This is a genomic window from Sphingobium sp. HWE2-09 (genome assembly GCF_035989265.1).
Lineage (GTDB): Bacteria > Pseudomonadota > Alphaproteobacteria > Sphingomonadales > Sphingomonadaceae > Sphingobium.
In genome coordinates this window covers 350,461-374,065 of record NZ_JAYKZX010000003.1, presented here as the reverse complement: position 1 = coordinate 374,065, position 23,605 = coordinate 350,461, and the positions used below count along the sequence as shown (strand labels likewise).

21 protein-coding genes are annotated in these 23,605 nt (G+C 64.8%); 7 read left to right on the top strand and 14 right to left on the bottom strand.

The features are described 5' to 3' along the window. Window positions 1-6 precede the first annotated feature (6 nt). The 3 genes from U5A89_RS07285 to U5A89_RS07275 are packed head-to-tail and all read right to left on the bottom strand — an operon-like array spanning window position 7 to window position 1,110. Window positions 7-633: an NAD(P)(+) transhydrogenase (Re/Si-specific) subunit beta gene (locus U5A89_RS07285; protein ID WP_338160525.1), complete on the bottom strand. Its 627-nt coding sequence runs from the start codon at window positions 631-633 to the stop codon at window positions 7-9. Beyond that, window positions 633-944 (bottom strand): hypothetical protein, encoded by a 312-nt coding sequence (locus U5A89_RS07280; protein ID WP_338160524.1) that lies wholly within the window; start codon window positions 942-944, stop codon window positions 633-635. The genes U5A89_RS07285 and U5A89_RS07280 overlap by 1 nt, the downstream gene beginning before the upstream one ends. A 40-nt stretch (window positions 945-984) precedes the next feature. Beyond that, the gene (locus U5A89_RS07275; protein ID WP_338160523.1) at window positions 985-1,110 is read right to left on the bottom strand and encodes an aa3-type cytochrome c oxidase subunit IV; all 126 of its coding nucleotides are present in this window, start codon (window positions 1,108-1,110) and stop codon (window positions 985-987) included. Between the two features lie 153 nt (window positions 1,111-1,263). On the opposite strand from U5A89_RS07275, the gene U5A89_RS07270 reads away from it, so the two are divergent. Continuing rightward, complete coding sequence (locus tag U5A89_RS07270; RefSeq protein ID WP_338160522.1) at window positions 1,264-2,706, top strand: sigma-54-dependent transcriptional regulator; 1,443 nt, start codon at window positions 1,264-1,266, stop codon at window positions 2,704-2,706. 82 nt (window positions 2,707-2,788) lie between these two features. Continuing rightward, on the top strand, window positions 2,789-3,415 hold the full coding sequence (locus U5A89_RS07265) for a hypothetical protein (RefSeq protein ID WP_338160521.1): 627 nt from the start codon (window positions 2,789-2,791) through the stop codon (window positions 3,413-3,415). 218 nt (window positions 3,416-3,633) lie between these two features. Here U5A89_RS07265 and folP read toward each other — a convergent pair whose 3' ends face one another. Then, window positions 3,634-4,713, bottom strand: coding sequence for a dihydropteroate synthase (gene folP / locus U5A89_RS07260; RefSeq protein WP_338160520.1), 1,080 nt, complete (start codon window positions 4,711-4,713; stop codon window positions 3,634-3,636). 192 nt (window positions 4,714-4,905) lie between these two features. Continuing rightward, window positions 4,906-6,033 (bottom strand): site-specific DNA-methyltransferase, encoded by a 1,128-nt coding sequence (locus tag U5A89_RS07255; protein ID WP_338160519.1) that lies wholly within the window; start codon window positions 6,031-6,033, stop codon window positions 4,906-4,908. Between the two features lie 290 nt (window positions 6,034-6,323). On the opposite strand from U5A89_RS07255, the gene U5A89_RS07250 reads away from it, so the two are divergent. Beyond that, on the top strand, window positions 6,324-6,662 hold the full coding sequence (locus tag U5A89_RS07250) for an ArsR/SmtB family transcription factor (RefSeq protein ID WP_338160518.1): 339 nt from the start codon (window positions 6,324-6,326) through the stop codon (window positions 6,660-6,662). A 4-nt stretch (window positions 6,663-6,666) separates the two neighbouring features. Here U5A89_RS07250 and U5A89_RS07245 read toward each other — a convergent pair whose 3' ends face one another. Further along, window positions 6,667-6,987 carry a hypothetical protein gene (locus tag U5A89_RS07245; RefSeq protein WP_338160517.1) on the bottom strand — a complete coding sequence of 107 codons (321 nt, stop codon included), beginning with the start codon at window positions 6,985-6,987 and terminating at the stop codon, window positions 6,667-6,669. A 64-nt stretch (window positions 6,988-7,051) separates the two neighbouring features. Continuing rightward, entirely contained in the window at window positions 7,052-7,513 is a 462-nt protein-coding gene (locus U5A89_RS07240) for a hypothetical protein (RefSeq protein ID WP_338160516.1), read from the bottom strand. A gap of 124 nt (window positions 7,514-7,637) precedes the next feature. Between U5A89_RS07240 and betI the strand changes: the two genes are divergently transcribed. The 3 genes from betI (at window position 7,638) to ahpF (ending at window position 10,823) form a co-directional block, all read left to right on the top strand. After that, window positions 7,638-8,282, top strand: a complete 645-nt coding sequence (betI, locus tag U5A89_RS07235) for a transcriptional regulator BetI (RefSeq protein ID WP_338160515.1) — start codon at window positions 7,638-7,640, stop codon at window positions 8,280-8,282. A 141-nt stretch (window positions 8,283-8,423) separates the two neighbouring features. Next, window positions 8,424-8,987: an alkyl hydroperoxide reductase subunit C gene (ahpC, locus tag U5A89_RS07230; RefSeq protein ID WP_338160514.1), complete on the top strand. Its 564-nt coding sequence runs from the start codon at window positions 8,424-8,426 to the stop codon at window positions 8,985-8,987. A gap of 255 nt (window positions 8,988-9,242) precedes the next feature. After that, complete coding sequence (gene ahpF / locus U5A89_RS07225; RefSeq protein WP_338160513.1) at window positions 9,243-10,823, top strand: alkyl hydroperoxide reductase subunit F; 1,581 nt, start codon at window positions 9,243-9,245, stop codon at window positions 10,821-10,823. A 19-nt stretch (window positions 10,824-10,842) separates the two neighbouring features. On the opposite strand, the gene U5A89_RS07220 is transcribed toward ahpF, so the two are convergent. Beyond that, on the bottom strand, window positions 10,843-12,162 hold the full coding sequence (locus U5A89_RS07220; protein WP_338160512.1) for an MFS transporter: 1,320 nt from the start codon (window positions 12,160-12,162) through the stop codon (window positions 10,843-10,845). A 517-nt stretch (window positions 12,163-12,679) separates the two neighbouring features. Then, window positions 12,680-13,369, bottom strand: coding sequence for a L,D-transpeptidase family protein (locus tag U5A89_RS07215; RefSeq protein WP_445190633.1), 690 nt, complete (start codon window positions 13,367-13,369; stop codon window positions 12,680-12,682). A gap of 364 nt (window positions 13,370-13,733) precedes the next feature. Between U5A89_RS07215 and ilvD the strand changes: the two genes are divergently transcribed. Further along, window positions 13,734-15,584: a dihydroxy-acid dehydratase gene (gene ilvD, locus U5A89_RS07210; protein WP_338160511.1), complete on the top strand. Its 1,851-nt coding sequence runs from the start codon at window positions 13,734-13,736 to the stop codon at window positions 15,582-15,584. A 227-nt stretch (window positions 15,585-15,811) separates the two neighbouring features. On the opposite strand, the gene htpG is transcribed toward ilvD, so the two are convergent. The 5 genes from htpG to U5A89_RS07185 form a co-directional block, all read right to left on the bottom strand. Continuing rightward, entirely contained in the window at window positions 15,812-17,698 is a 1,887-nt protein-coding gene (gene htpG, locus U5A89_RS07205; protein WP_338160510.1) for a molecular chaperone HtpG, read from the bottom strand. A 282-nt stretch (window positions 17,699-17,980) separates the two neighbouring features. Beyond that, entirely contained in the window at window positions 17,981-19,102 is a 1,122-nt protein-coding gene (locus U5A89_RS07200) for an alkaline phosphatase (protein WP_338160509.1), read from the bottom strand. A gap of 14 nt (window positions 19,103-19,116) precedes the next feature. Then, complete coding sequence (locus tag U5A89_RS07195) at window positions 19,117-22,002, bottom strand: TonB-dependent receptor (RefSeq protein WP_338160508.1); 2,886 nt, start codon at window positions 22,000-22,002, stop codon at window positions 19,117-19,119. 88 nt (window positions 22,003-22,090) lie between these two features. Beyond that, entirely contained in the window at window positions 22,091-22,999 is a 909-nt protein-coding gene (locus tag U5A89_RS07190; RefSeq protein ID WP_338160507.1) for a FecR family protein, read from the bottom strand. A gap of 8 nt (window positions 23,000-23,007) precedes the next feature. Continuing rightward, window positions 23,008-23,517, bottom strand: a complete 510-nt coding sequence (locus U5A89_RS07185) for a sigma-70 family RNA polymerase sigma factor (protein WP_338160506.1) — start codon at window positions 23,515-23,517, stop codon at window positions 23,008-23,010. Window positions 23,518-23,605: the final 88 nt, after the last annotated feature.

Below are 23,605 nucleotides of genomic sequence, written 5' to 3'. Positions count from 1 at the left end.
GGCTCTTCACACAGGCGGCGCGATGCGGCGCGCGCGCCAGCCGATGCGCGCCCCGGCGACGCCCGCCATCGCGCCCGCCACGACCATGGCGCTGTTCCCCAGCGCAAAGCCCAGCGCCGCCGCCGCCCAGCCCGATCCGCTGCCCAGCCACGCCAGCCCCGCCTGGGTCCGCCGCGCCGCGATCGTCAGCGCGCCGCCCAGAACCAATGCGCTAAAGGCGATGCTCGCTGATAGCAGCCAGCCATCCTCTCGCGTGATCGCAAAGGCGAAGGGGTTGCGGAACAGGACGATGGCGATCGCCATCGCCGCCAATCCGAGCAGGCCGTGCCCGGCGACGACCAGCCATGGCAGCATGGGCGCCGCGCACCGCCGCGCCAGCACCATGCCTATGCCGCCGCCGATCGTCAGCGCGCTTAGGATTTCAGGCAGGTTGACGACGTCATGGCTGTAGATCGTCGCGCCGACCGCCAGCGCAATGCCCGCCATGGCGAAGCGGTTGCCTGTGCGCGTCGCGCGCGACCACAGAGCGCCAAGCAGCAGCGCGCAGGCCGTCAGGTAAGCGCCCGCTACCAAAGGCGATGGATCGATCCCGTCGATCCGCGCGCCCAGCAATGCTGCGAGCGATGGCGGCATCACCCGTCATCGCCTTCGCCGACGGGATCGGGCGCGTCGCCATCGATCGGCGGCCAGTGGCGCTCGACCACGCCCATGATCATCACTGCGCCCGCGGTGGCGCTCAGCAGCGCGAAGAGGGCGATGTAGCGCGCCATCGCGCTGCCCGCTTCGGCTGCCGCGATCGATGCGCCGACCAGCAGGATGGCGGCAATGCCGCCGATCCCTGCGCGCCAGATCGGCCCGTCCGGCTCGACGCCGGGCCGCGCGACGATATAGCCGCCCGCGCAGGCCAGCAGGAATAGCGGCACGAGGGACGCCGCGCCGGTCATGCGCGCACGCCCGCCGCCCCTGTGCCGCGGTCCGCCAAGATCAGCTGGAAATCAGCAGCACCACGATCGCGGCGAGCGCGACGCTGACGATCGTGCCCCACTTCACGAAGCCGACGAAGCTGCCATAAGTTTGGTTCGCGGCCTTCATATTGCCTTCGGACGCCATATCCTGTCCCCTTGTCCTGACGATGTTGGCCCACCTCTTATCGTCTGGGGGCCGCGCCCTCAACCCGCCGCCTGCAAGAAAATTCTTCGCAGTTAAGCGCGCCTTTACCCCCTGCGCTTACCATGGCTTTCGGGTTGCATATGAGGGGTTTGGATGGCGCGCGACGGCGTACCGATGTTGATGCTGATCGATGACGAACCGGCGCAAAGGCGGCTGGTATCGGCATTGGGGGCGCGTGCGGGGTGGCGCACCATCTTTGCCGCCGACGGCGAAACCGCGATCGCGACGCTGGGCACGCAGGACGGGATGCAGCTTGACGCCATCATCCTGGACCAGTGGAGTCCCGATTATGAACCGTCCGGCCTGATCCGCGAGATTCGCAGCCGTCGCCCGGCGCTGCCGATCCTGATCCTTACCGCGCACAATAATGTCGCCATCGCCGTGGAGGCGATGCGCGCGGGCGCGACCGATTATCTGTCCAAGCCGATCGCGCCGGAACGGCTGCTCGCCGCGCTCAACGCCACGATCAGCGAAGGCGCGGCGCATGGCGAATTGCGCCCGCTCACCGAAAAGATCACCGCCCCCCTCTCCTTCGAGGATGTCGTCGGCTCCGCCCCGCAATTCCGCGCGGCGCTGGCCATCGCGGCGAAGGCCGCTCGCGCCCGCGTGCCCGTGCTGATCGAAGGCGAAAGCGGCGTGGGCAAGGATGTGATCGCACGCGCCATCCACGCCGCGTCCCCCCGCCACAAGCAGGCGATGGTGACGGTCAATTGCGGCGCGATCCCCGCCAACCTGGTCGAATCGGAATTGTTCGGCCATGAACGCGGCGCCTTCACCGGGGCGTTCGACCGGCATGTCGGCAAATTCGCCAGCGCCGACATGGGCACGCTGTTCCTGGACGAAGTGAGCGAAATGCCATTGGACGCGCAGGTCAAGCTGCTGCGCGTGTTGCAGGATGGCGAAGTCCAGCCGATCGGCGCGCGTCGCCCGGTCCATGTCGATGTCCGCGTCATCGCCGCGACCAACAAGCGGCTGATCGAGGAGGTCGAGGCGGGGCGTTTCCGCGAGGATCTCTATTACCGCCTGAATGTCGTACAACTGACCGTGCCGCCCTTACGCGAACGGATGGGCGATATTCCCGCTTTGTCGCGCCACCTGCTCGCGCGGATCGCGACCCAGCCGGGACTGCGCGGCCTGGGCGTCACCGACGATGCGCTGGCGCTGTTGATGCAGCATGGCTGGCCGGGCAATGTCCGCCAGTTGCAGAACGCCCTCTTCCGCGCGGCCGTATTGTGCGAAGGCGACGCGCTGACGCCGCAGGATTTCCCGCAGATCGCCGCGCAAATCCAGGCGGGCGGCACCGTCCATGCGCTGCGGCCACGCGCGGTCAACCAGCCGCATCGCGACGGCGCGGGCATCACCCTGTTCGAAGGGGACGGCCATGTCCGGCAATTGGCGGAGATCGAAGCCGATGTCATCCGTCTTGCCATCGGCCATTATCGCGGCCGCATGACGGAGGTCGCGCGCAGGCTGGGCATCGGCCGCTCGACCCTGTACCGCAAACTGGCGGAACTGGGCATCGACAGCGCTGCCTGAACCGGCGACCGGGGCAGGCAGTCTGAACGGTCGGCCGCTTGCGCCGTTGAATTATGCGCGCGGCTATGCTTTGGATTGCGCCATGAAACATGCCGTCATCGCCGTCAGCCTTCCCCTCCTTCTGCTTGCCGCCTGTGGCCGGTCCGAACCCGTGGCCGACCTGCCCACGCAGGAGGAACTGGCCGCCGCGGCCAATGCCGCCGCCGCCAATGCGCTGGCCAACGCCACGGCGGAAGATGTGGACAGCCGCAATTATGTGAACCAGGCGCGCGGCTTTTCCGTGACCTTCCCCGAAGGCTGGGCCATCGACAAGGCTGCCAGCAACGCCGATGGTGCGGTCTATCAAGACCCGGGCGCGGGCGCGGACGTGCGCGTCTTCTGGCAGAAGAACGACAATGACCAGACGCTCCAGCAGATCGTCGAGGCGGTCAACGACAGCGCCGAGGGCGTGGATGGCGACTATATCGGCGACAATGAATATCGCGGCACCGCCAATGACGGCGAGGGCAATAATGTCGCGATCCGCCTGCTCAAACAGACTGACGGATCGATCGTGACCGCGACCTTCGTCTATCCCGAAATGCTGAGCGAACAATATAAGGCCATGGCCGACACGACCCTTGCCAGCCTGCGCGTGTTCAACCCGAAGGCGGCGGCGGATGGCGCTGTGCCCGAGGGCGAGGCTGGCAATGCAACGGCGGCGCAATAACGCTTAACTTCGCACATTTCCCGCGGGTTTCGACTTTTTAGTATAAAAGTTGGACATTTTATGTCCATGGCGGGCGAGCGGGCGAACGATGGGAAAGAGCCGGGTCGCTTTGTGTAGCATGGCGGCGCGGGCGTAGGACAGGGTGCGCGCCTGGGGTTGGCGGGATGCCAACGCGATATGCGAGCGTGCATGCGCGTCCCTTCGATCCGGCCCTGCCCTCAGACCGCGCTCAGGCCCGCATCCGCCAGCCCGCGCCACAAGTGCAGCGCCTGCACGCTTTCGCGGACGTCATGCACCCGCACCATCTGCGCGCCCTGCTGCGCGGCGCGGAAGGCCAGTGCGATCGATCCGCCCAGCCGGTCGGCGGCAGGTGCTTCGTTCGACAGGGCGCCGATCAGGCGCTTGCGGCTGCCTGCGAACAGCAACGGCACGCCCAGTCCCTGAAAGGTCGCCAGATCGTTCACCAGCGCCAGATTGTCGGCCAGGCTCTTGCCGAAACCCAGCCCCGGATCGACCATGATGTTGGCGCGCGCGATGCCCGCCGCCTCGCAGGCCGCGATCCGGGTTTCGAGATGATCGAACACGTCTGCGACGACATCGCCATAGCCGCCCGGCCCAAGCGCAGAAAGGTCATGCGGATCATCGCCCGCCGAAGGTGCGTGCATCAGGATGACCGGGCATCCCGCGCGCGCGACCACCTCCAGGCTGCGCGGATCATGGGCCAGGGCGCTGACATCGTTGACGATTTTGGCGCCAGCGGCAAGCGCCGCTTCCATCACCGCCGCCTTGCGCGTGTCGACCGAGACCGGCACGCCCGCTGCCGCCAGCCGTTCGATCACCGGCGCGATCCGGGCGATCTCGTCCCCTTCCCAGACCTTGGGCGCGCGCGGCCGGGTCGATTCGCCGCCCACGTCGATCAGCGCCGCGCCCGCCGCCGCCATGGCGAAGCCCGCGTCGGCCGCCGCCTGCGGATCGCCGACATGCTTGCCGCCGTCGGAGAAGCTGTCGGGCGTGACGTTGAGGATCGCCATCACCTGCGGCGCGTCAAAGCGGATGGTGCGGTCGCCCAATTGCAAGGGCGCGCGCTGGATCGAGATATTCGCCGCCAGCCGCTGCGCCCGTTCGGCGAGAGCATCGGGCAAGGCGGCGATGGCGGCGTTGAAATCGACCACCGGCACGATCGCCCGCGCGATCCGGCGGGCGCCGTCGAACGCGGTCAGTTGATAGCCCTGGAACCAGATCAGCCCATTGCCCATCCGCGCCACCGACCCGTCCGGCAAGCCGATCGGCGTCGGCACGAACCATGTGGGCTTGAGGTAGAGGCGGGCATGGGGGGGATGGTGGGTAGCATCGACTATCCTTTGGTAAATCCAGCGCGCATCCTTTGAAGCGATCCGTACTCCTGCGCAGGCAGGAGTCCAGTTCCGACCGTGCAGGGTCAGACATAGGGCGGAACTAGGCTCCCGCCTGCGCGGGAGCACCACAATCTCTTAAGGCTCGTTCGCGAGCAAATAGGTTTGCCGCAGCGTGTCGATCGGCTGCAACTTGCCGTCCACCTCGACATGCCAGAAGGTCCAGCCGTTGCAGCTGGGCGCGTTTTGCAGCGTCGCGCCCATTTTGTGGATCGATCCGGTGTCCGTCCCGACGAGCAGCGACCCGTCGGCGCGGACCTCCGCCTGCCAGCGACGCTTGCTGTCCATCAGCGTCGCGCCCGGCGTCAGATAGCCGGTTTCCACCAGCGTGCCGAACGCCACCTTGGGCTGCTGCCGCGCGGTCTGCATGATGGTGAGCGCGCTTTCATCGAGCGGCAAGGCGGCTTCGATCCGCTCCAGCGCGACTTCGATATAGTCGTCCTCACGCTCGATGCCGATCCACTTGCGGCCCAGCCGCTTGGCGACCGCGCCGGTGGTGCCGGTGCCGAAGAAGGGATCGAGCACCACGTCGCCCGGCTTGGTGCAGGCCAGCATCACGCGGTAGAGCAGTGCTTCGGGCTTTTGCGTCGGATGCGCCTTGGTGCCGTTGCGCTTCAACCGTTCCTGCCCGCCGCAGATCGGCAGCACCCAGTCGGAGCGCATCTGCAACTCGTCGTTGAGCGTCTTCATCGCCTTGTAATTGAACGTATATTTGGCGTCTTCGCCCTGGCTGGCCCAGATCAAGGTTTCATGCGCGTTGGTGAAGCGCGTGCCCTTGAAATTGGGCATGGGGTTGGATTTGCGCCAGATGATGTCGTTCAAAATCCAGAAGCCTTCGTCCTGGAGCGCGGTGCCGACGCGGAAGATATTGTGATAGCTGCCGATCACCCAGATGGAGCCGTTGGGCTTTAAGATACGGCGCGCCTCACGCAGCCATGCCTTGGTGAAGCGGTCGTAGCTGCCCAGCGTGTCGAACTTGTCCCAGTCGTTATCGACCGCATCGACGCGCCCGCCTTCGGGCCGGAACAAGTCGCCGCCCAATTGCAGGTTATAGGGCGGATCGGCGAAGATCATGTCGATGCAATTGTCGGGCAGGCTCGCCATCTGCGCGATGCAATCGCCCCGCAGCAGACGATCTGCTTCGACCTCGACCGGTGCGATCACCTTTTTCCGTCGCGGCGCCGCGACGCGCTCCATCACACCCATATGCTCTGCCCCCGAAATCGTCTTGAGGCATAGCGATGAGTCCTCGGGAGTCCGGCGTCAAGATCAGCGACTTATGTCACAAGGCTCGGAAAATAGTTAAAGGGCAGGAGAACGAATTGTGACCCACAAGATGTAAAGTCAGCCGCCTCGGCACAGACTCCATATCGGGCGGTGTGGCGCAAAAGACTCTATGGTCCGCCCTGCCCGACTTTTTTTGGTTAACGCGATCGATAGGGCATTTGGTCGCGGGAAACTTGACCAATTCATAACCCGATGGTTATGCGTTAACGATGACAGATGATTCACGCGCCATCGATCGCGACGCCGCCACCGACGCCTTGTTCAAGGCCTTGTCCGACGGCACCCGCCGCGCCCTGCTTGAAACGCTGGTGCGGGAAGGGGAACAGAATGTGCAGAGTTTGACGCAGCAATCGGGCGTATCGCAACCGATGGTGTCCCGCCACATGGCCAAGCTGAAACGGGCTGGTTTGGTGACCGCCCGCCGCATCGGCCGCGAAACCTGGTACGCCGCGCGGGTAAAGGGACTAGCGCCGGTGATCCAGTGGATGGCGGTCCATGGCGCGCTCTGGTCGCAGCGCTTTTCGGCACTGGAGGGATTGGGCGGCTAAAGCCCTAATTGCCTTCGGCGTCGACCACGAACACCACCGGCTTGCCGCGCGATACAGGATCCCAGCCCGCCGACAAGGCGGACCGGACGCCGCGCGCGATGATGGCGTCGTTGATTTGCAGGCGGCCGGGTTTCAACCCTTTTACCAAACGCTTGGGCGGGGGAAATTCCAGCAGCGCGCCGCGCTGCATATCCTTTTGCAGCAGTGCGACGGTCATGCCCTGCCACCCGTCCACGTCGCTCCATTGCGGCTCTCGCCGCAATTCCCATTCATATTTCAGACCGTCGACATCGACGGTTCCTGACAAGGTGTTCACATGCTGCATGGGCCGCGCATAGCATGGTTATCGCGGCGCACCACCCATGGCGTCGCCGAACGCGATCATGGGGCTATCGGCAATAGCCCTCCTGCCCCGCGACCACGATCAGGCAGTCCTGCTTGCCCGCCAGATATTTGAACCCGGTCGCGTCGCCATTGCCGGGCTGGATCGTCAGATCCTTGCCATCGCGGGTGAAGCGGATGGTGGTTCCTTCCGCCACGCCGCTATAATCGCCCTGCCGGTCCAGATTATCCTTGTTGGTCAGCGCATAATGGCCCGGCTTGCCATCGGGCGAAGGCTGAATATCCAGGAACAGCCCTTCCGGCCCGGTCCAGCGCCCCACCCAGTCGTCGGTCGGCAACCGCGCGTCGGCCGTATCATTGCTGGCAGGCACCGCGTCCGTATCTTCGATCGTTTCGACAGTGGCGCCATTGGCGACATTATTGGCAGCGGCTCGGTTATCGTCGCCGCCCTTGGCGCAACCGGCCAGCAGCAGCGGCAACATCAGCAAGGGGGAAAGGGCGCGTATCATCCATCTGTCTCCTTCGTCTGTCGATCAAACCCCTCACCCCGGCGGTTCGATCCCTGTTTGAGACAGACGCCGACTTGCCAGCCGCGCCGTCTAGGATCAAAGACGGTGATGGGGGGATTTGACGATGATTACGAACGAGAGAAGTGGTCAATATAGCGTGCCTGCCCGGCAAAGGGCGCGCTTCGTGCGCGAGGCGGCCGATGTGCGGCGGCAGGCGCTGATCGACGCGACGGCCCGGTGCCTGGCGGAAAAGGGCGTGGGCGGTACGTCCGTGCGCGCGATCTGCGCCTATGCCGGGGTATCGTCGGGCCTGCTCACCCATTATTTCGACGGCGTCGATGCGCTGATCCTGGCGACTTATGTCGACGTCGGCGCGAAAGTGTCGGCCGCGCTGGACGCGGCGGTGGCGGCGGCGGGCGACGATCCGCGCGACCGGCTGCGCGCGTGCCTGCAGGCCAATTTCCTGGCGCCGGTGCTGGACCCGGACCTGCTGGCGACCTGGATCGCTTTCTGGAGCCTGGTCAAGTCCGACCCCAAGGTCGGGGCCATCCATGCGGATGTCTATGGCGGCACGCGGGCGCAACTCGAATCGCTGCTGCGCGCGGCGTCGCCCGGCATGACCGACGATCAGGCGCGGATCGCCGCGATCAGCCTGACGGCATTGGTTGATGGACTGTGGCTCGAACTCTGCCTCGACCGGTCGGCTTTCTCGCCAGAGGAAGCGCAGGCGATGGTTGGCAATGCGGTGACGTTGGTGCTGGGGCGATAAAGACGATGCGGTCGATCAATGCGATCGGCTGTGATCGTTTTTGTCACTTAAGCCATCTTAGAAAACCAATTTCCCTCAACTCGGTCGCATCCCTACATGGGTCGGGCAACAGCAACCCCTAAACAAGGATCTGGACAGCCTATGGCTCTCATCAACACCCCCCTGAAGCCTTTTTCGGCCACCGCCTATAAGGAAGGCAAATTCGTCGACATCACCGATGCCGACGTGAAGGGCAAATGGGCCGTCTTCTTCTTCTATCCCGCCGACTTCACCTTCGTCTGCCCGACCGAACTGGAAGATCTGGCCGACATCTACCCGACCCTGCAGGGCATGGGCGTGGAAGTCTATTCGGTGTCGACCGACACGCATTTCAGCCACAAGGCCTGGCACGACACGTCGCCTGCGATCGGCAAGATCAACTATTATATGGTCGGCGACCAGAACCATGCGCTCGCCAACCAGTTCGACGTGCTGCGTGAAGGCGTAGGCCTGGCCGATCGCGGCACCTTCGTGCTCGATCCCGAAGGCGTGATCCAGCTGGTCGAAATCACCCCCGAGGGCGTGGGTCGCAACGCGGCCGAACTGCTCCGCAAGGTGAAGGCGCTGCAATATTGGACCAGCCATCCGGGCGAAGTCTGCCCCGCCAAGTGGGAAGAAGGCGAAGCCACCCTGGCGCCGTCGCTCGACCTGGTCGGCAAGATCTAAGCAAGTCCTGCAAGGGCACCCGTCGGGCTGGGTCGAGGCTTCTCTCCCCTCCCCGGCCCGGCGGGCTTTTTTTGAAAGAGCGTGCTCCCACGAAGGCGGGAGCTGGTTCGGACGCTTCAATTGGGCTCCCGCCTTTGCGGGAGCGCGCTGAACCAAGATCATGATATTTCCCATCATGCCGGACCTTCGGGTCGCACCATCCGGCGATAGCAAAGCCGCGCCTGCAATCGGCGCGCCCCACGGAGACGCACAAAGATGTTGGACGCAAATCTCAAGGGTCAGTTGAAGACCTATATGGCGAACATCACCCAGCCGATCGAGCTGGTGGCGTCGCTGGACGATGGCGCGAAGTCGCGCGAAATGGGCGAATTGCTGAACGAAATCGCCGAACTGTCCGACAAGGTGTCGGTCGTAAGCGGTTCCGACAAGCGCAAGCCCAGCTTCATGATCCGCCGCGTCGGCACCGACATCGGCGTGACCTTTGCGGGTCTGCCGATGGGGCATGAGTTTACCTCGCTGGTGTTGGCGCTGCTGCAGGTCGGCGGACATCCGTCCAAGGCGGCGCAGGATCTGATCCAGCAGGTGAAGGATCTGGACGGCGACTTCGCATTCGAAACCTATTTCTCGCTGTCGTGCCAGAACTGCCCCGACGTGGTGCAGGCGCTCAACCTGATGAGCGTGCTCAATCCCCGGATCAGCCATGTCGCGATCGACGGCGGCCTGTTCAAGGACGAGGTGGACGCGCGCAAGGTGATGGCCGTGCCGACTATCTTCCTGAATGGCGAGCCCTTCGGTCAGGGCCGCATGGAGCTGGAGCAGATCGTCGCCAAGATCGACAGCGGCGCGGAAGCCCGCGCCGCCGAAAAGATAAAGGCGCAAGACCCATTCGAAGTGCTGATCGTCGGCGGCGGCCCTGCCGGTGCTGCGGCGGCGATCTATGCGGCGCGCAAGGGCATCCGCACCGGCGTGGCGGCGGAACGCTTCGGCGGGCAGGTGCTGGACACGATGGATATCGAGAATTTCATTTCGGTATCGCGCACCGAAGGGCCGAAGCTGGCGTCCGCGCTGGAAGCGCATGTGAAGGATTATGATGTCGAGATCATGAACCTGCAAAAGGCGGCGAAGCTGATCCCGAGCAGACAAGAAGGTGGCTATCATGAGGTCGTGCTGGAAAATGGCGCGTCGCTCAAAGGTCGCACGTTGATCCTGTCCACCGGCGCGCGCTGGCGGCAGATGGGCGTGCCGGGCGAGGATGAATATCGCAACAAGGGCGTCGCCTATTGCCCGCATTGCGATGGCCCGCTGTTCAAGGGCAAGCGCGTGGCAGTGATCGGCGGCGGCAACAGCGGCGTCGAAGCGGCGATCGATTTGGCCGGTATCGTCGCCCATGTGACGCTGATCGAATATGACAGCCAGTTGCGCGCTGACGCGGTGTTGCAGCGCAAACTCGCCAGCCTGCCCAATGTGAAGATCATCACGTCGGCGCTCACCACCAAGGTGGACGGCAATGGTGAGCGGGTGACCGGCCTGTCTTACAAGGACCGCAACCATGGGACGGAACATGACGTCGAACTGGAGGGCATTTTCGTCCAGATCGGCCTGGTGCCCAACACCGAATGGTTGAAGGACGCGATCGCTTTGTCGCCCCGTGGCGAGATCGAGATCGACGCGCGCGGCGAAACCAGCCAGCCGGGCATCTTCGCGGCGGGCGACTGCACGACCGTGCCCTATAAGCAGATCGTGATCGCGATGGGCGCGGGTTCTACGGCCGGGTTGTCGGCGTTCGATTATCTGATCCGATTGCCGGCGAGCGAGGAAGCGGCGCAGGCGGCATAAGAACAACCCTGAGCGGGGTTTACGAAGACGGCCGATCCGGCGACGGGTCGGCCGTTTTGCGTTTCCCCAATATGCGCGGTGCCGTCTCCGGCAGCATCGCCAGCACCGGCAACACGCCCAGCGCCACCACGGCGATCATCGCGCCCGGCGCGGGCGCCCAGCCGCTCCTTTCGATCAGCCAATGCGCCAGCCAAGGCGTCAGGCCGCCGAACAAGGCCGTCGCGCTGGTCGCACCGAACGCCAGGCCGCTGAGCCGTCCCTCGCCCGGAAACTGTTCCGCCGTGGTCACTGCACCGACCGCGCTCACCGCCCCGCCCAGGCAAGCCAGCACCACCGCGCCTGCCAGCGCCATGGCGAACGCCCCCTGCATCAACAGGAACATCAGCATCGGCAGGATCGCCCCGCCCAGCGCCAGCGCGATCAGCACCGGCTTGCGGCCGATCCGGTCGGTCAGCAAGCCGGTCAGCGGCGTGACGAGGATCACCGCAGCGGCGGCCAGCGTGGAGAGCCACAGTGCGTCCGCTTCCCCGGTCGTGCCCATGGCGGACAGGAAGCTCGGCACATAGGTGATGCCGACATAATAGGTGATCGACCCCAGCGCCGAAATCGCAAAGCCCCGTCCGATCGCCGCCTTATGGTGGCGCAGGCTGTAGGCCAGTGGATTGGTCGGCGTGGTCGCCGCCGCCTGCTGCCGCAGAAATTCGGGGGATTCCTCCATCGTGGCGCGGGCCAGCAGGATGATGCCCGCCAGCGCCGCGCCGACGAAAAAGGGAATGCGCCACCCCCAGTCGCCCAGGCTCTGTGGGTCCAGCGACGCGACCGTGATCGCGGACACGCCCGCCGCCAGCAGTGCGCCGACTTCGCTGGCGGCCGAGGCGAGCGACGTGACGAACCCGCGCCGCTCCGCCCGCGCGCCCTCCAGCAGATAGGCGACGACGCCGGTATATTCGCCCCCGACGGAGAAGGCCATCAGGCAGCGCAGGCCGACCATCATCCATCCCGCCGCCGGGCCGACCTGCGCATGGGTGGGCAGCATCGCGGTCGCCAGCATCGCCGCCGTCATCATCCCCATCGACAGCAACATGGTCAGCCGCCGCCCATAGCGATCGCCGATATGCCCGAAGACGATCGCGCCCACCGGCCGCATCAGATAGGCAAGCGCAAATCCCGCCAGCGCATCGCCCAGCCCCACCGCGCCGCCGCCGAAGAAAATACGCGACAGCACGGTCGCGAAATAGAGATAGAGCGTGAAATCATACCATTCCACGATGGTGGAGAGCGCGGCGACGGCCAGCGATCGGGCGGGTAGCGGCCGGGTGGGCAAGGGATCACCATTCATCGACGCGCTTTCCTTATTGCAGGACGATCATAACTGCCCCGATCCCGGCCTGCTGGGAAGAGGCGCGCGGCGACCAAGGCATGGCAGAGGGAACGCGCAGGCTGAGAATATGTCCCTTCGCGGCGGCGGAGATAGGCGATGAGGATGGGAGGGTCGCCCTATTGCTTGCCTTTATTGCAGCGATACGCATAGCTGCTGACCGCGATTTTTTGCTTAATCTCCGCGGTCGCGCCTCTGTCGATTAGATTTTCTCACGCGAAGGCGCGGAGACCGCGGAGGAATGGGGCGGGAAAAAGGACATAAGCCCTTCCCTTTTAGGGAGGGGTTGGGGTGGGCCGAGCGCAGCGAACGGCTGGGTTAGCGGCAGCAGAGCGCCACTTCGTGGCGCACCCACCCCCGGCCCCTCCCTTAAAAGGGAGGGAGACGAATGGCCGCGAGTGATTGCATGACCTGCCGTCATGCCGGGCCTGACACGGCATCCCGCTTGTTCGCACAATCCGTGAGCCAGCGCGTCCGATTACCGTCGAACCATCCCGAAGATCGTCGGATCGACTTCCAGCCTTGGGACGTCGTCCGCGTTTGCAGGCTGGCGCACGGGCGGCGGGGCGATGCGACTGTCGCGGCCCGGCCCGAACGTCACCACCATGCTGCCCGGATCGCCCACCACCAGCGCGTCATATTGCAGGGCGGCGCTCAGTCGCGCCTGCGTCACCTCCACCATCGTCCCCATTTTCGTCAGCGCAAACAGTTGCCGCGCGAAGGCGTAGGGCAGGCGAATGCAGCCATGGCTGGCGGGATAGCCCGGATTATGCCCGGCGTGGAGCGCAATCCCGTCCCAGGTCAGGCGCTGCATATAGGGCATGGGCGCATTGCTGTAGAGGTTGGAGCGGTGCCATTGCCGCTTTTGCAGGATCGGATAGTCGCCGGTCGGGGTGCGATGCCCCTTCATGCCGGTCGATACGCTGGCCAGCCCGATCAGCTGGTCGCCGCTATAGACATGGATCATCTGCTTCTCGATGCTGATGACCATATAGATGGGGCCATCCCACGGCCCTTCGCCCAGCCAGCGATAGCCGCCCGGCGCCATCGCCTCCTCCTGCGCCGCCGCGCGGACCGGGTCGCCCGAACCGGTGAGCAACAGCGACAGGCCCAGCGCGCCTGCCAGGACGAACGGACGCAAAAACGGCGATGGACGGGAGGCGCGCATAACGCTTTCTTAACCATGATCGCCGCGAGCGCCACCCCGCCATTCCTGTCCTTTTCGTGCGGTGCCATCGTGGGACAAGGGCGCGGCTTTGGCTCAACGTCCCTAACTTCATGGGTGCCGCCCCGTAGAAATTCTTCAGGAGTGTTTATTATCAATAACTTGGATGAAGGCTTCTGCCGGAAATCCGAGGTGTTGGACAGGGCGGTTCGGGATGCCGTCCAGCCATCGCCCTCCGCAACAAAATGACGCAACAGCCTTTGCCCGCATACGCAAAACCTGACATGGGCGGGCAAAGGGAATAATATGTTTCACAGCCCGTCCCCAGGCTGTAAGGGGGCCGCTCTATTGCCGAAGGACCATCGAAATGCCCGCCTACCGCTCTCGCACCACCACTCACGGCCGCAACATGGCGGGCGCGCGCGGACTTTGGCGCGCGACGGGGATGAAGGATTCCGATTTCGGCAAGCCGATCATCGCGATCGCCAACAGCTTCACCCAGTTCGTGCCGGGCCATGTGCACCTTAAGGATCTGGGCCAGCTGGTCGCGCGGGAGATCGAGGCGGCGGGCGGCGTTGCCAAGGAATTCAACACCATCGCGGTCGATGACGGCATCGCCATGGGTCATGGCGGCATGCTCTATTCGCTGCCCAGCCGCGACCTGATCGCCGACAGCGTGGAATATATGGTCAATGCCCATTGCGCCGACGCGATCGTGTGCATTTCCAACTGCGACAAGATCACGCCGGGCATGTTGATGGCTGCGATGCGCCTCAACATCCCCGTCGTCTTCGTGTCCGGCGGGCCGATGGAAGCGGGCAAGACGACCCTGCGCGGCAAGAAGGTCGCGCTCGACTTGGTCGATGCGATGGTCGTCGCCGCCGACGAAAGCTATACCGACGAGGAAGTGCAGACGATCGAGCGCTCCGCCTGCCCGACCTGCGGCAGCTGTTCGGGCATGTTCACCGCCAATTCGATGAACTGCCTGACCGAAGCGCTGGGCCTGTCGTTGCCAGGCAATGGTTCGACGTTGGCGACTCATGCCGATCGCGAGCGGCTGTTCCGCGAGGCGGGCCATGTCATCGTCGATATCACCAAACGCTATTATGAGCAGGACGATGCCAGCGTCCTGCCACGCAACATCGCCAATTTCGCCGCGTTCGAAAATGCAATGAGCGTGGACATCGCCATGGGCGGATCGTCCAATACAGTGCTGCATCTGCTGGCGGCGGCCTATGAAGGCGGGATCGATTTCACCATGGCGGACATCGACCGGCTGTCGCGGCGCGTGCCGTGCCTGTGCAAGGTCGCGCCCGCCAAGAGCGACGTACATATGGAAGATGTCCACCGCGCTGGCGGGATCATGGCGATCCTGGGCGAGTTGGAGCGTGGCGGCCTGATCGACGGCAGCCTGCCGACGGTGCATGCGCCGACGATGGCAGCGGCGCTCGCGCGCTGGGACATTGGCCGCACCAATAGCGAGGAAGTGCGCAACTTCTACCGCGCGGCGCCCGGCGGCGTGCCGACCCAGACGGCGTTCAGCCAGTCGGAACGCTGGGAAGAACTGGACACCGACCGCGAGCATGGCGTGATCCGATCGACCGAACATGCCTTTTCCAAGGATGGCGGCCTGGCCGTGCTGTTCGGCAATCTGGCGCCCGAAGGCTGCATCGTGAAGACGGCGGGCGTGGACGAAAGCATCCTGGTCTTCCACGGCACGGCGCGCGTCTATGAAAGCCAGGACGCGGCGGTCGCGGGCATATTGGGCAATGAGGTCAAGGAAAAGGACGTCGTCGTCATCCGTTATGAAGGGCCAAAGGGCGGGCCGGGCATGCAGGAAATGCTCTATCCGACCAGCTATCTGAAGTCGAAGGGACTGGGCAAGGCCTGCGCGCTGATCACCGACGGGCGCTTTTCGGGCGGCACGTCGGGCCTGTCGATCGGGCATGTCTCGCCCGAAGCGGCGGAGGGCGGCCTGATCGCTTTGGTGCAGACCGGCGACCCGATCGTCATCGACATCCCCGCGCGCGTCATCAAGGTCGACCTGGACGACGCGCTGCTGGCCGAACGCCGCGCGGAGATGGAGGCGCGTGGGGACAAGGCGTGGAAGCCCTTTGGTCGCAAGCGCGAAGTGTCGCCAGCGCTGCGCGCCTATGCCGCGATGACGACCAACGCCGCCAAGGGCGCGGTGCGGGATGTCAGCCAGATCGAGCGGTGAGGCAGTTCAATCCCGCCATCTTTTGATGGGGTGGCGGGGCTGGCGATTATTGGCAACGATTGTCTTCGCGTCTTGGCGATGACGGCGTCTCATACCGACGCGCTATGTGATTCGCCGGAACACGCACGGCGTTCCCCGGCGAAGGCCGGGTCCAGTCCTGAGCGTGGAACTGGACCCCGGCGTTCGCCGGGGAACAGATGGATAAAGCCGGTCGATGCTGCCTGCTATCAGCCCAGCGCGCGGGTCATCAGCCGTTCCAGCCGTTCGGCGAAGGCGCGGGGATCGGTGGGCTGTTCGCCCTCTGCGATGCGGGCTTCGTCGAGCAGCAGGAAGGCGATATCGCGGCGATCGTCGCCATCGGCGGCCTCCGCCAGCTTGGCGATCAGGGCGTGGCCCGGATTGACCTCCAGCACGGGCTTGGCGCGTTCAGGCGCGCGCCCGGCCGCCGCCAGCATCTTTTCCAGTTGGATATCCATGGCATTGTCAGGCGCGACCACGCAGACGGCGCTGGTGGTCAGGCGATCCGACGCGCGGACGTCCGATATCTGATCGGCCAGCACATCCTTGGCATAGGCGATAAAGGCGTCAAAGGTTTCGTCGCTGACCGCCTTGGATGCGGCTTCGCCTTCGGCCAGGGGGATGAGGCTGAGGTCGGCTGCCCCCTGGGTCACCGACTTGAACGGCTTGCCCTCATAATCGACGCCGATCGTCGTCCAGAAACTGTCGACCTGGTCTGGCAGCAGCAGCACCTCGATCCCGCGGGCGCGGAACCCTTCCAACTGGGGCGATTGGGCGAGCCGTTCGATGTCGGAGCCAGTGGCGTAATAGATGGCGGTCTGATTGTCCTTCAGCCCTGCGACATAGTCCTTGAGCGATCGCCAACTGTCGCCCGCCGTCGTGCTTTTGAACCGAGCCAGGCCCAATAGCTGTTCGCGCCGCTCGAAATCCTCGTACAGCCCTTCCTTGAGGACCGGGCCGAAATTGTCCCAGATGGCCGCATACTTATCGGCATCGTTGCTGGAGAGCTTGTCGAGTTCGGACAGGATGCGGTTGGTGACGCCCTTCTGGATCGCGGCCAGCACCGGGCTATCCTGGATCATCTCCCGCGACATATTGAGCGGCAGGTCGGCGGAATCGACCAGGCCGCGCACGAAGCGCAGATAGCGGGGCAGAACCTCCGCCTCATCGGTGATGAACACGCGCCGGACATAGAGTTTGATCCGGCCCTTGCGGTCGGGATCGAACAGGTCGAACGGCTTGGTTTCCGGAAGGAAGGCCAGCACGGAATATTCGTGCCGCCCCTCCGCGCGATAGTGGAGCGTCAGCGCGGGCGTGTCGAACTGGCCCGCGACGCTGCGATAGAAATCGGCATATTCCTCTTCGCTGATCTGCGACTTGGGCTTGGTCCACAGCGCCGCACCATCGGCGACCTGCTGCGCTTCCTCTTCGCTGCCTGCGTCCTGGATGAAGATCGGCACGGGCACATGGCCCGATTGCGCCTTGACGATACGCTCCACGCCATAGCGATCGGCATAGTTTTTAGCATCGTCCAGCAAGTGGAGGACGACCCGCGTGCCGCGTATGGGCGCATCGGCCAAATCGACCGGGGTGATGTTGTAAGTGCCAAGACCATCGGACGACCAGCGGGTCGCTTCGTCCGTACCGGCGCGGCGGGACAGGACATCGACATGGCCCGCCACCATGAAGGCGGAATAGAAACCGACGCCGAATTGGCCGATCAGCTGCTGCCCTTCGCCGCCCTGGTCGGCGGCGACCTTGTCCATGAACGCCTTGGTGCCGGACCGCGCGATGGTGCCCAGCGTTTCGGCCATGTCGGCGGCGGTCATGCCGATGCCATTATCCTCGATCGTGAGCCGACCGGCATCCTTGTCCAGGGTCAGGGTGATGCGCGCCTGCGGATCGTCGCTCAGCAGGGCGGGTTGCGCCAGCGCCTCATAGCGCAGCTTTTCGCACGCATCGGCCGCGTTGGAGATAAGTTCGCGCAGGAACACATCCTTGTCCGAATAGACCGAATGCACCATCAGATGCAGCAGGCGCGAAACATCCGCTTCGAAGGCGTGCGTCTGGGGTTCTGGCATGGCGTCGATGGTCATGATCTCTCGTCTTCTGGCGTGATGATGGAACGGCGTTCACATGGATCGATTATGCCAGGCTTTCAAGATGCGGACGTGACGGCAGCAACGCGTGAAATGCCATAGGGCGCTACATCCAGACAGGTTTTGAAACGCAACGGTCATTGACGCTGCGAAAATCCTTCCTATATAGGATGTGTCGCCTTGATCCCCCCTCTGGGCGACACCTCCCTGAACTATAGCCCCGCCGTGAGTGATTCCGGCGGGGTATTTTTTTTGTTCGCGCGATGGGTTAGGCGACGGTCAATCCGCCTTTTTCCACCCCATTGCGTTCATCATCACATCGAACAGGCGCGTGTTGGGGAAAAAGCCGTGCACCTGCTGCGCGCCGGGGCCGGTGGCGGCGGCGATCACTTCCTCGCCGGTGTGGCCATCCTCAACACTGATGACCGGGTTGCTGGCGATCGTCGTGCCGGGCTTGGCGGCCTCGGCGGCATATTGCTGCGCCAGCGGGGCGTTGCGCTTGCCGCCGCCCATGCGCAGGCCGAAACTATGATCGGCGGTGAAGAGGATCAGCGTATCCTTGCCGGCCACGGCGCTGATGCGGCGGATCATGTCGTCCATTTCGATGACATGATCCATGCCCTTTTCCGGCTTGTCGGTGTGCATGTCCCATTCGACCATCAGGAAATAGCCCTTGGGATTGCGGGCGAGTTGGGCAACCGTGGCTTCGACCGCCGGGATGGGCGCGAAATCCGTGTCGCGCAGAACGGCCACGCGGGCGGCGTCTCGCACGATGGCGGGGTCGCTGCCGAACCTGTATCCCGCCTTGGCGAAGGCCTTATCCGGCGTCGTGCCGTCCTTGGCGAAGGACGCGACCGCATCCGCCTGCCCCTTGCCGATCACGATGTCCACGCCGTTGCCGAAGCGGGGGTTAAGCAGCTGGCGCAGGATTTGATCCTTGTCCTTGCGCGAGGCGACATGCGCGTAGCAGGCCGCAGGGGTCGCGTCCCAGATTCGCATGTTGGTGACGACGCCGGTGGAAAGGCCGCGCTGTTCGGCATATTCCAGGAAGGTCTTGACCGGCGTGACCGCGCCATCGGTGCCGGACGGGAGCGCCGACACCATGCCGCTGTCGGTCTTGTGCCCTGTCATGATCGCGGTCATGCCAGCGGCCGAATCCGTAACCCAATTGTTGAGCGCCGACGTGTCCGACAGGCCGACATGGGGCATGGAATGGATGAACAGCGACTGCGGCCGGTCATGCGCCATGATGCCTGCGGCATTGAGCGTCGGCACGCCGCCCGCGTCGCCCAGGAACAGGATGATGTTGCGCGCTTCCTGCGCCCCGGCCGGGGCGTAGGAAAGGGCTGTGCCCAGCAGCGCCAGTGCGGCCAGCGCCACCTTGCGGGACAAGATCGTCATCGTCATTCCTTCCGTCAGAAGCGTGCGCGCACGCCAGCCATCAATGTGGTGCCATAGTCGGTGTAGCCGGCGAACCGGTTGTCGCGGACATATTGCCACTGCACACCGCCCGCGACGTTGATCCCCTGGACGACGAATGTGACATTGGGTGTCACCTTGTAGGAAATATCGAAGTCGAGGCTGCCGAAGGCGGAATCATTGTTGGCCGCCAGCCCCGCGCCGCCGACATCGCGCAATACCTTGCCCCGCCAGCTATAGCTGGCGCGTGCGCCGACCGGTCCCTTTTCGTAGAAGGCAGTGAGGTTGAAGCTGTCCGAGGCCACGTCGGTCAGTGCGTCGCGAAAGGTGGTGCCGTCCGACAGCGCATAGGTGCCCTTGCTGGCGGTGTGGGTGTAGTTGGCCTGGAAGCCGAGGCCGTCGAACGGCGCGGGCAGCATCTTGAACAATTGCTGATAGGCGATTTCGACGCCCACGACATGGGCGGCGCCGCCATTTTGCGGCGCGGTCAGGCGATAGACCTGACCGTCCAGATTGAAGGCACGCGTCTGCTGGAAGACGAAGGTGGTGATGTCCTTGTAGAAGGCGCCACCGATCAGCGCGCTGCCCGGCGCGAAATACCATTCGACCGTGCCGTCATATTGCCACGCTTCGAACGGGCGCAGTTCCGGGTTGCCGCCGACCGCCGTCAATACCGTGGGGTTGGAGTTGATCGTCAGGCGTGGCGCGAGGTCGGCGAGCGAGGGGCGCGTGATCACCTTCGACGCGGCCAGATGCATTTGCAGCTTGGACGTGAATTCCGCGACCAGGTTCAGCGAGGGGAGGATATTGTCGTAGTTGCGTTCGTAGCGCACCGGTAGCGCGGCGGTGCCATTGTCGGCATAGCCCGAGGAGGTCTGGCGGGTATGGGCGTAGCGCACGCCCGCGTCGCCACGGATCGTCACGCCGCCCAGCGGAAAGCTGAACGCGGCCATGCCGTAGCCCGCGATGATCCGTTCATCGATGGCGTAGCTGTTGCGGCGATCGCTGCGGGTCAGGTCGGCATTGAGCAAGGCTTCCTTGCCGGTCGCGGCGTCCATGAAGCGATCGGGATCGGGCATGAGCCAGCTTGTAGGCAGGGTGCCGCCGACGCCATGGAGGAAATCGTCGACCGGAAACGCCTCGAAATAGCTGTCGTCGAAACGGCGGCCGGCTATGCCGCTGGTGAAGTTGATGTCGCGGCGGTGATAGGTCCGGTCGCGCTTTTCATATTTCGCGCCGAAGCGCAGGTTGCTGACCACACCATCGAGTTCGCGCGCCACGTCGAAGGTCGCCGCGCGCTGACGATCGAGCGAATCGTTCACGCGATATTCGATCCGCCGCCCCGGCAGGGTGGTCGGTTCGTTCAGGTCCGCCGACTGGAAGCTGAGGTTCGGCAGGCGATCCCCCACCTTGCCATAATCGAAGGACACATTACCGACGGTGCCGAGCAACCGCGTGCGATAGATGGGCGTGGGCGTATTGGAATAGGCACGGCCCAGGCTCGCGTCCGCCGCCAGCGTCCAGCCATCGGCCGTCCATTTGGCGTTCGCGCCCACCAGCCAATTGTCATATTTGAGGCGCGAGGTTTCGCGCCCGATCTGCGTCGAGGTCGTGACCGTCGCGGCGGTCAGCACGCCATTTTCAATCACTGCGGTGCCCGGCACGATCGCGCGCGGGGTGGTCGCGGAAAAGTCGGTGGAGTAGGTCAGTTCGTCATAATCAATGTTGAGGCGGCTCCATAGGCCATCGACATTGAGTTCGAACCGGTCGTCCGGCCGCCACTGGATCGCGCCGTTGATGCCGATACGGTTACGATTTTCTCGCTCCAGCGTCGGACGGGTGCTGGTCGGCACCAGGATCGTGTCGCTGTCCAGCGTGCCGTCGCCATTGCTGTCGATCCGCCCGTCGGCCCAGCCGACGCTGGTGACGCGATCCTGCCGGGTCGTGCGCTCGTCATAGACTGCCGCGATCAGCGCGCCGAACGTGCCTGAGTCATTGACCCAGCTCGCCATGCCGGAAATGCGCGGATCGACCGTATCCGCCAGGCGTGGCGAACTGGCCGTGGCGGACAGGGCCAGCACCGGCTTCTTCAGGTCGATCGGGCGAAAGGTCTGAAGGTTGACGATGCCGCCGATGCCGCCTTCGGCCAAGTCGGCGCGCGGGCTTTTGATCACCTCCACCGCCGACATGAGTTCGGACGGCAGCGTGTCGAAACGGAACTGGCGGCCGCTCTGGCCGCTGTCGCGGACATTTTCATTCACCGCAGCGGCGCGGCCGTTGAGCGTCACCACCTGGAAATTGGCGCCAAGGCCACGGATGCGGACGAAGACGCCCTCGCCACGATCGCGCACGATCGATACGCCAGGTACGCGCTGCAGCGCTTCGGCGATATTCTGAGCAGGGAATTTGCCGATATCCTCGGCCTTCACGACATCGACGACATTGGTCGCCTTACGCTTTTCGGCGAGCGCGCTCGACAGGCTGGCGGCATAGCCGGTGACGATGATTTCAGGGGCGGCTTCGGCTGCGCCATCGGCCGCCATGTCCTGCGGCGACACCGCTGTTGGGACGATCAGCAGCGCGCCGTTCGCCTGGGTGCGGACCGCCAGCGGTTTGCCCTGGATAAGGCGTTCGACCGCTGCCCTTGCGTCCATGCGCCCGTTCAGTGCCGGGCCGCTCATGCCCGCCACCGCCTGCGGCGCGAACAATATGTCGGTGCGGGTCTGCTGGGCGATCGCTTGGAACGCCTGACCCAGCGGCTGCGCTGCAATCTGAACGGATGTGGCGCGCTGCTGTGCCTGCGCCGGGACGACACACAAGGCAGCCAGAGCGGCGCCCAGCACCAGCGAACGGCGCACAGGGCGCGAGAAAGAAACGGTCACGGAAATCCCCCATGGATTGCGGCAGAGGCGCCGCGCTTCCCCGACGCGCCAGCCGCTTTCTACCCCACCCCCACCGACGATATTTTTTTCAGCCGCCCAGCAGCACCCGGTCTTCGATCGTGCGCACCGGGATCGACAGCAATTGCGCCAGCGCCTGACCCAGCGCGACATTGTCGCCCATGCGGTACATGCCGCTGACGCGCAGGGCCGACGTGCGCGGGTCGGCGATCGCCAGATGCGTCAGGCTGTAGCGGTTGGCCTCCGCCGCGACCGCGTCCAGCCGGTCGTCGTGAAAGACGGCGCGGCCGCTTTCCCATGCCTGCGTGCTGTCCGCGTCCGGGCGATCGACCTGCACGCCGCGCGCATCGGATCGCAATCGTTCCCCCGCGGCAAGGGTGCGGCGCGTGCCCGCGATCGCCGCATCCGCCCGCCCGGCCAGCGCGGTTACCGCCAGCCGATCGTCCCCGTCGCGGCGTATGTCGAACCGCCCCTGCCCCGCGACGAAGCCGCCATTGCCCGCGTCGATGGCGAAGGGGACCGCCGTCGGCGCGATGGATAGCGCGATCCGCCCTTGTTTCAGCCATAGGGTGCGGCGATCGGCGGTGGCGACCGCACGCACCCGCGTGTCGGTATCGAGCAGCAGCGACGATCCGTCTGCCAGGACGATGCGGCGCTGCTCGCCGATCCCGGTCGCATAGCCCGTACCGGCATAGGCGCTTTGCACCGCCACCATCCCGCCGCCCGCGACGATCGTCCCGGCACAGGCGACCAGCATATTGCGGCGGGACAGGATGGGTGGTGCGGCGCGCGCCGGGACGACATCGGCGCCGGGCACCAGCGCCCAGATATCGCTCGCCCGCTCGAACGCCGCGGCATGGGCAGCATCGGCGGCGATCCAGGCGCGAAAGGCCTGATCGTCGTCGGCCGTCCGGCCATCCGCATGGAGCCTGGCGATCCACTCCGCGGCGGTCCGGGGGTCAAGGCGCTCGCCGGACATGTCTAGGTTCACCAATCCTTCGTCCAATCGCCAAGGAAGGTCATCGCCTTGGCCATATGCTTCTCGACCGCGCTCTGGCTTATTTCGAGCCGTTCGGCAATCTCGCGATATTTCAGATTGTCGATGCGCTGGAGCAGGAAGACTTCGCGCGTGCGGGGCGACAGCCTGTCTATCCCTTCGCGCACCCGATCCAGCCTGGCCCGCGCCATCATCGCTTCATCCTGCATCGGTGCGCCGTCGCGCAACATGGCGAGCGCATCGTCCCCAGTATCGACGCCGCGCACCTTGTCGCGGCGATAGGCGTCGCGCGCGCGGTTGATCGCAGCGCGGACCAGAAACGCTTCTTCATTATCCGGTTGCTGCGGCCGCGCAGCCATGCGGACATAGGCGTCATGCAGCAGGTCTTCGCTGTCGGTCCGGCGGGTCAGGCGTTCGACCTGCGCCAACAGGCTGGCCCAACCCGCCCACAGCCGTCCCGACGATGGATTGCGCGCCTGTTCGAGATGATGATCGCCCATGGGCGATGCGCCCTAGTCACGGGCGCGGACAGTTTGATGACCGGGCGGTTGCAATTGGATGACGAAGGCCCGTCGTCGCGGGCGGCGA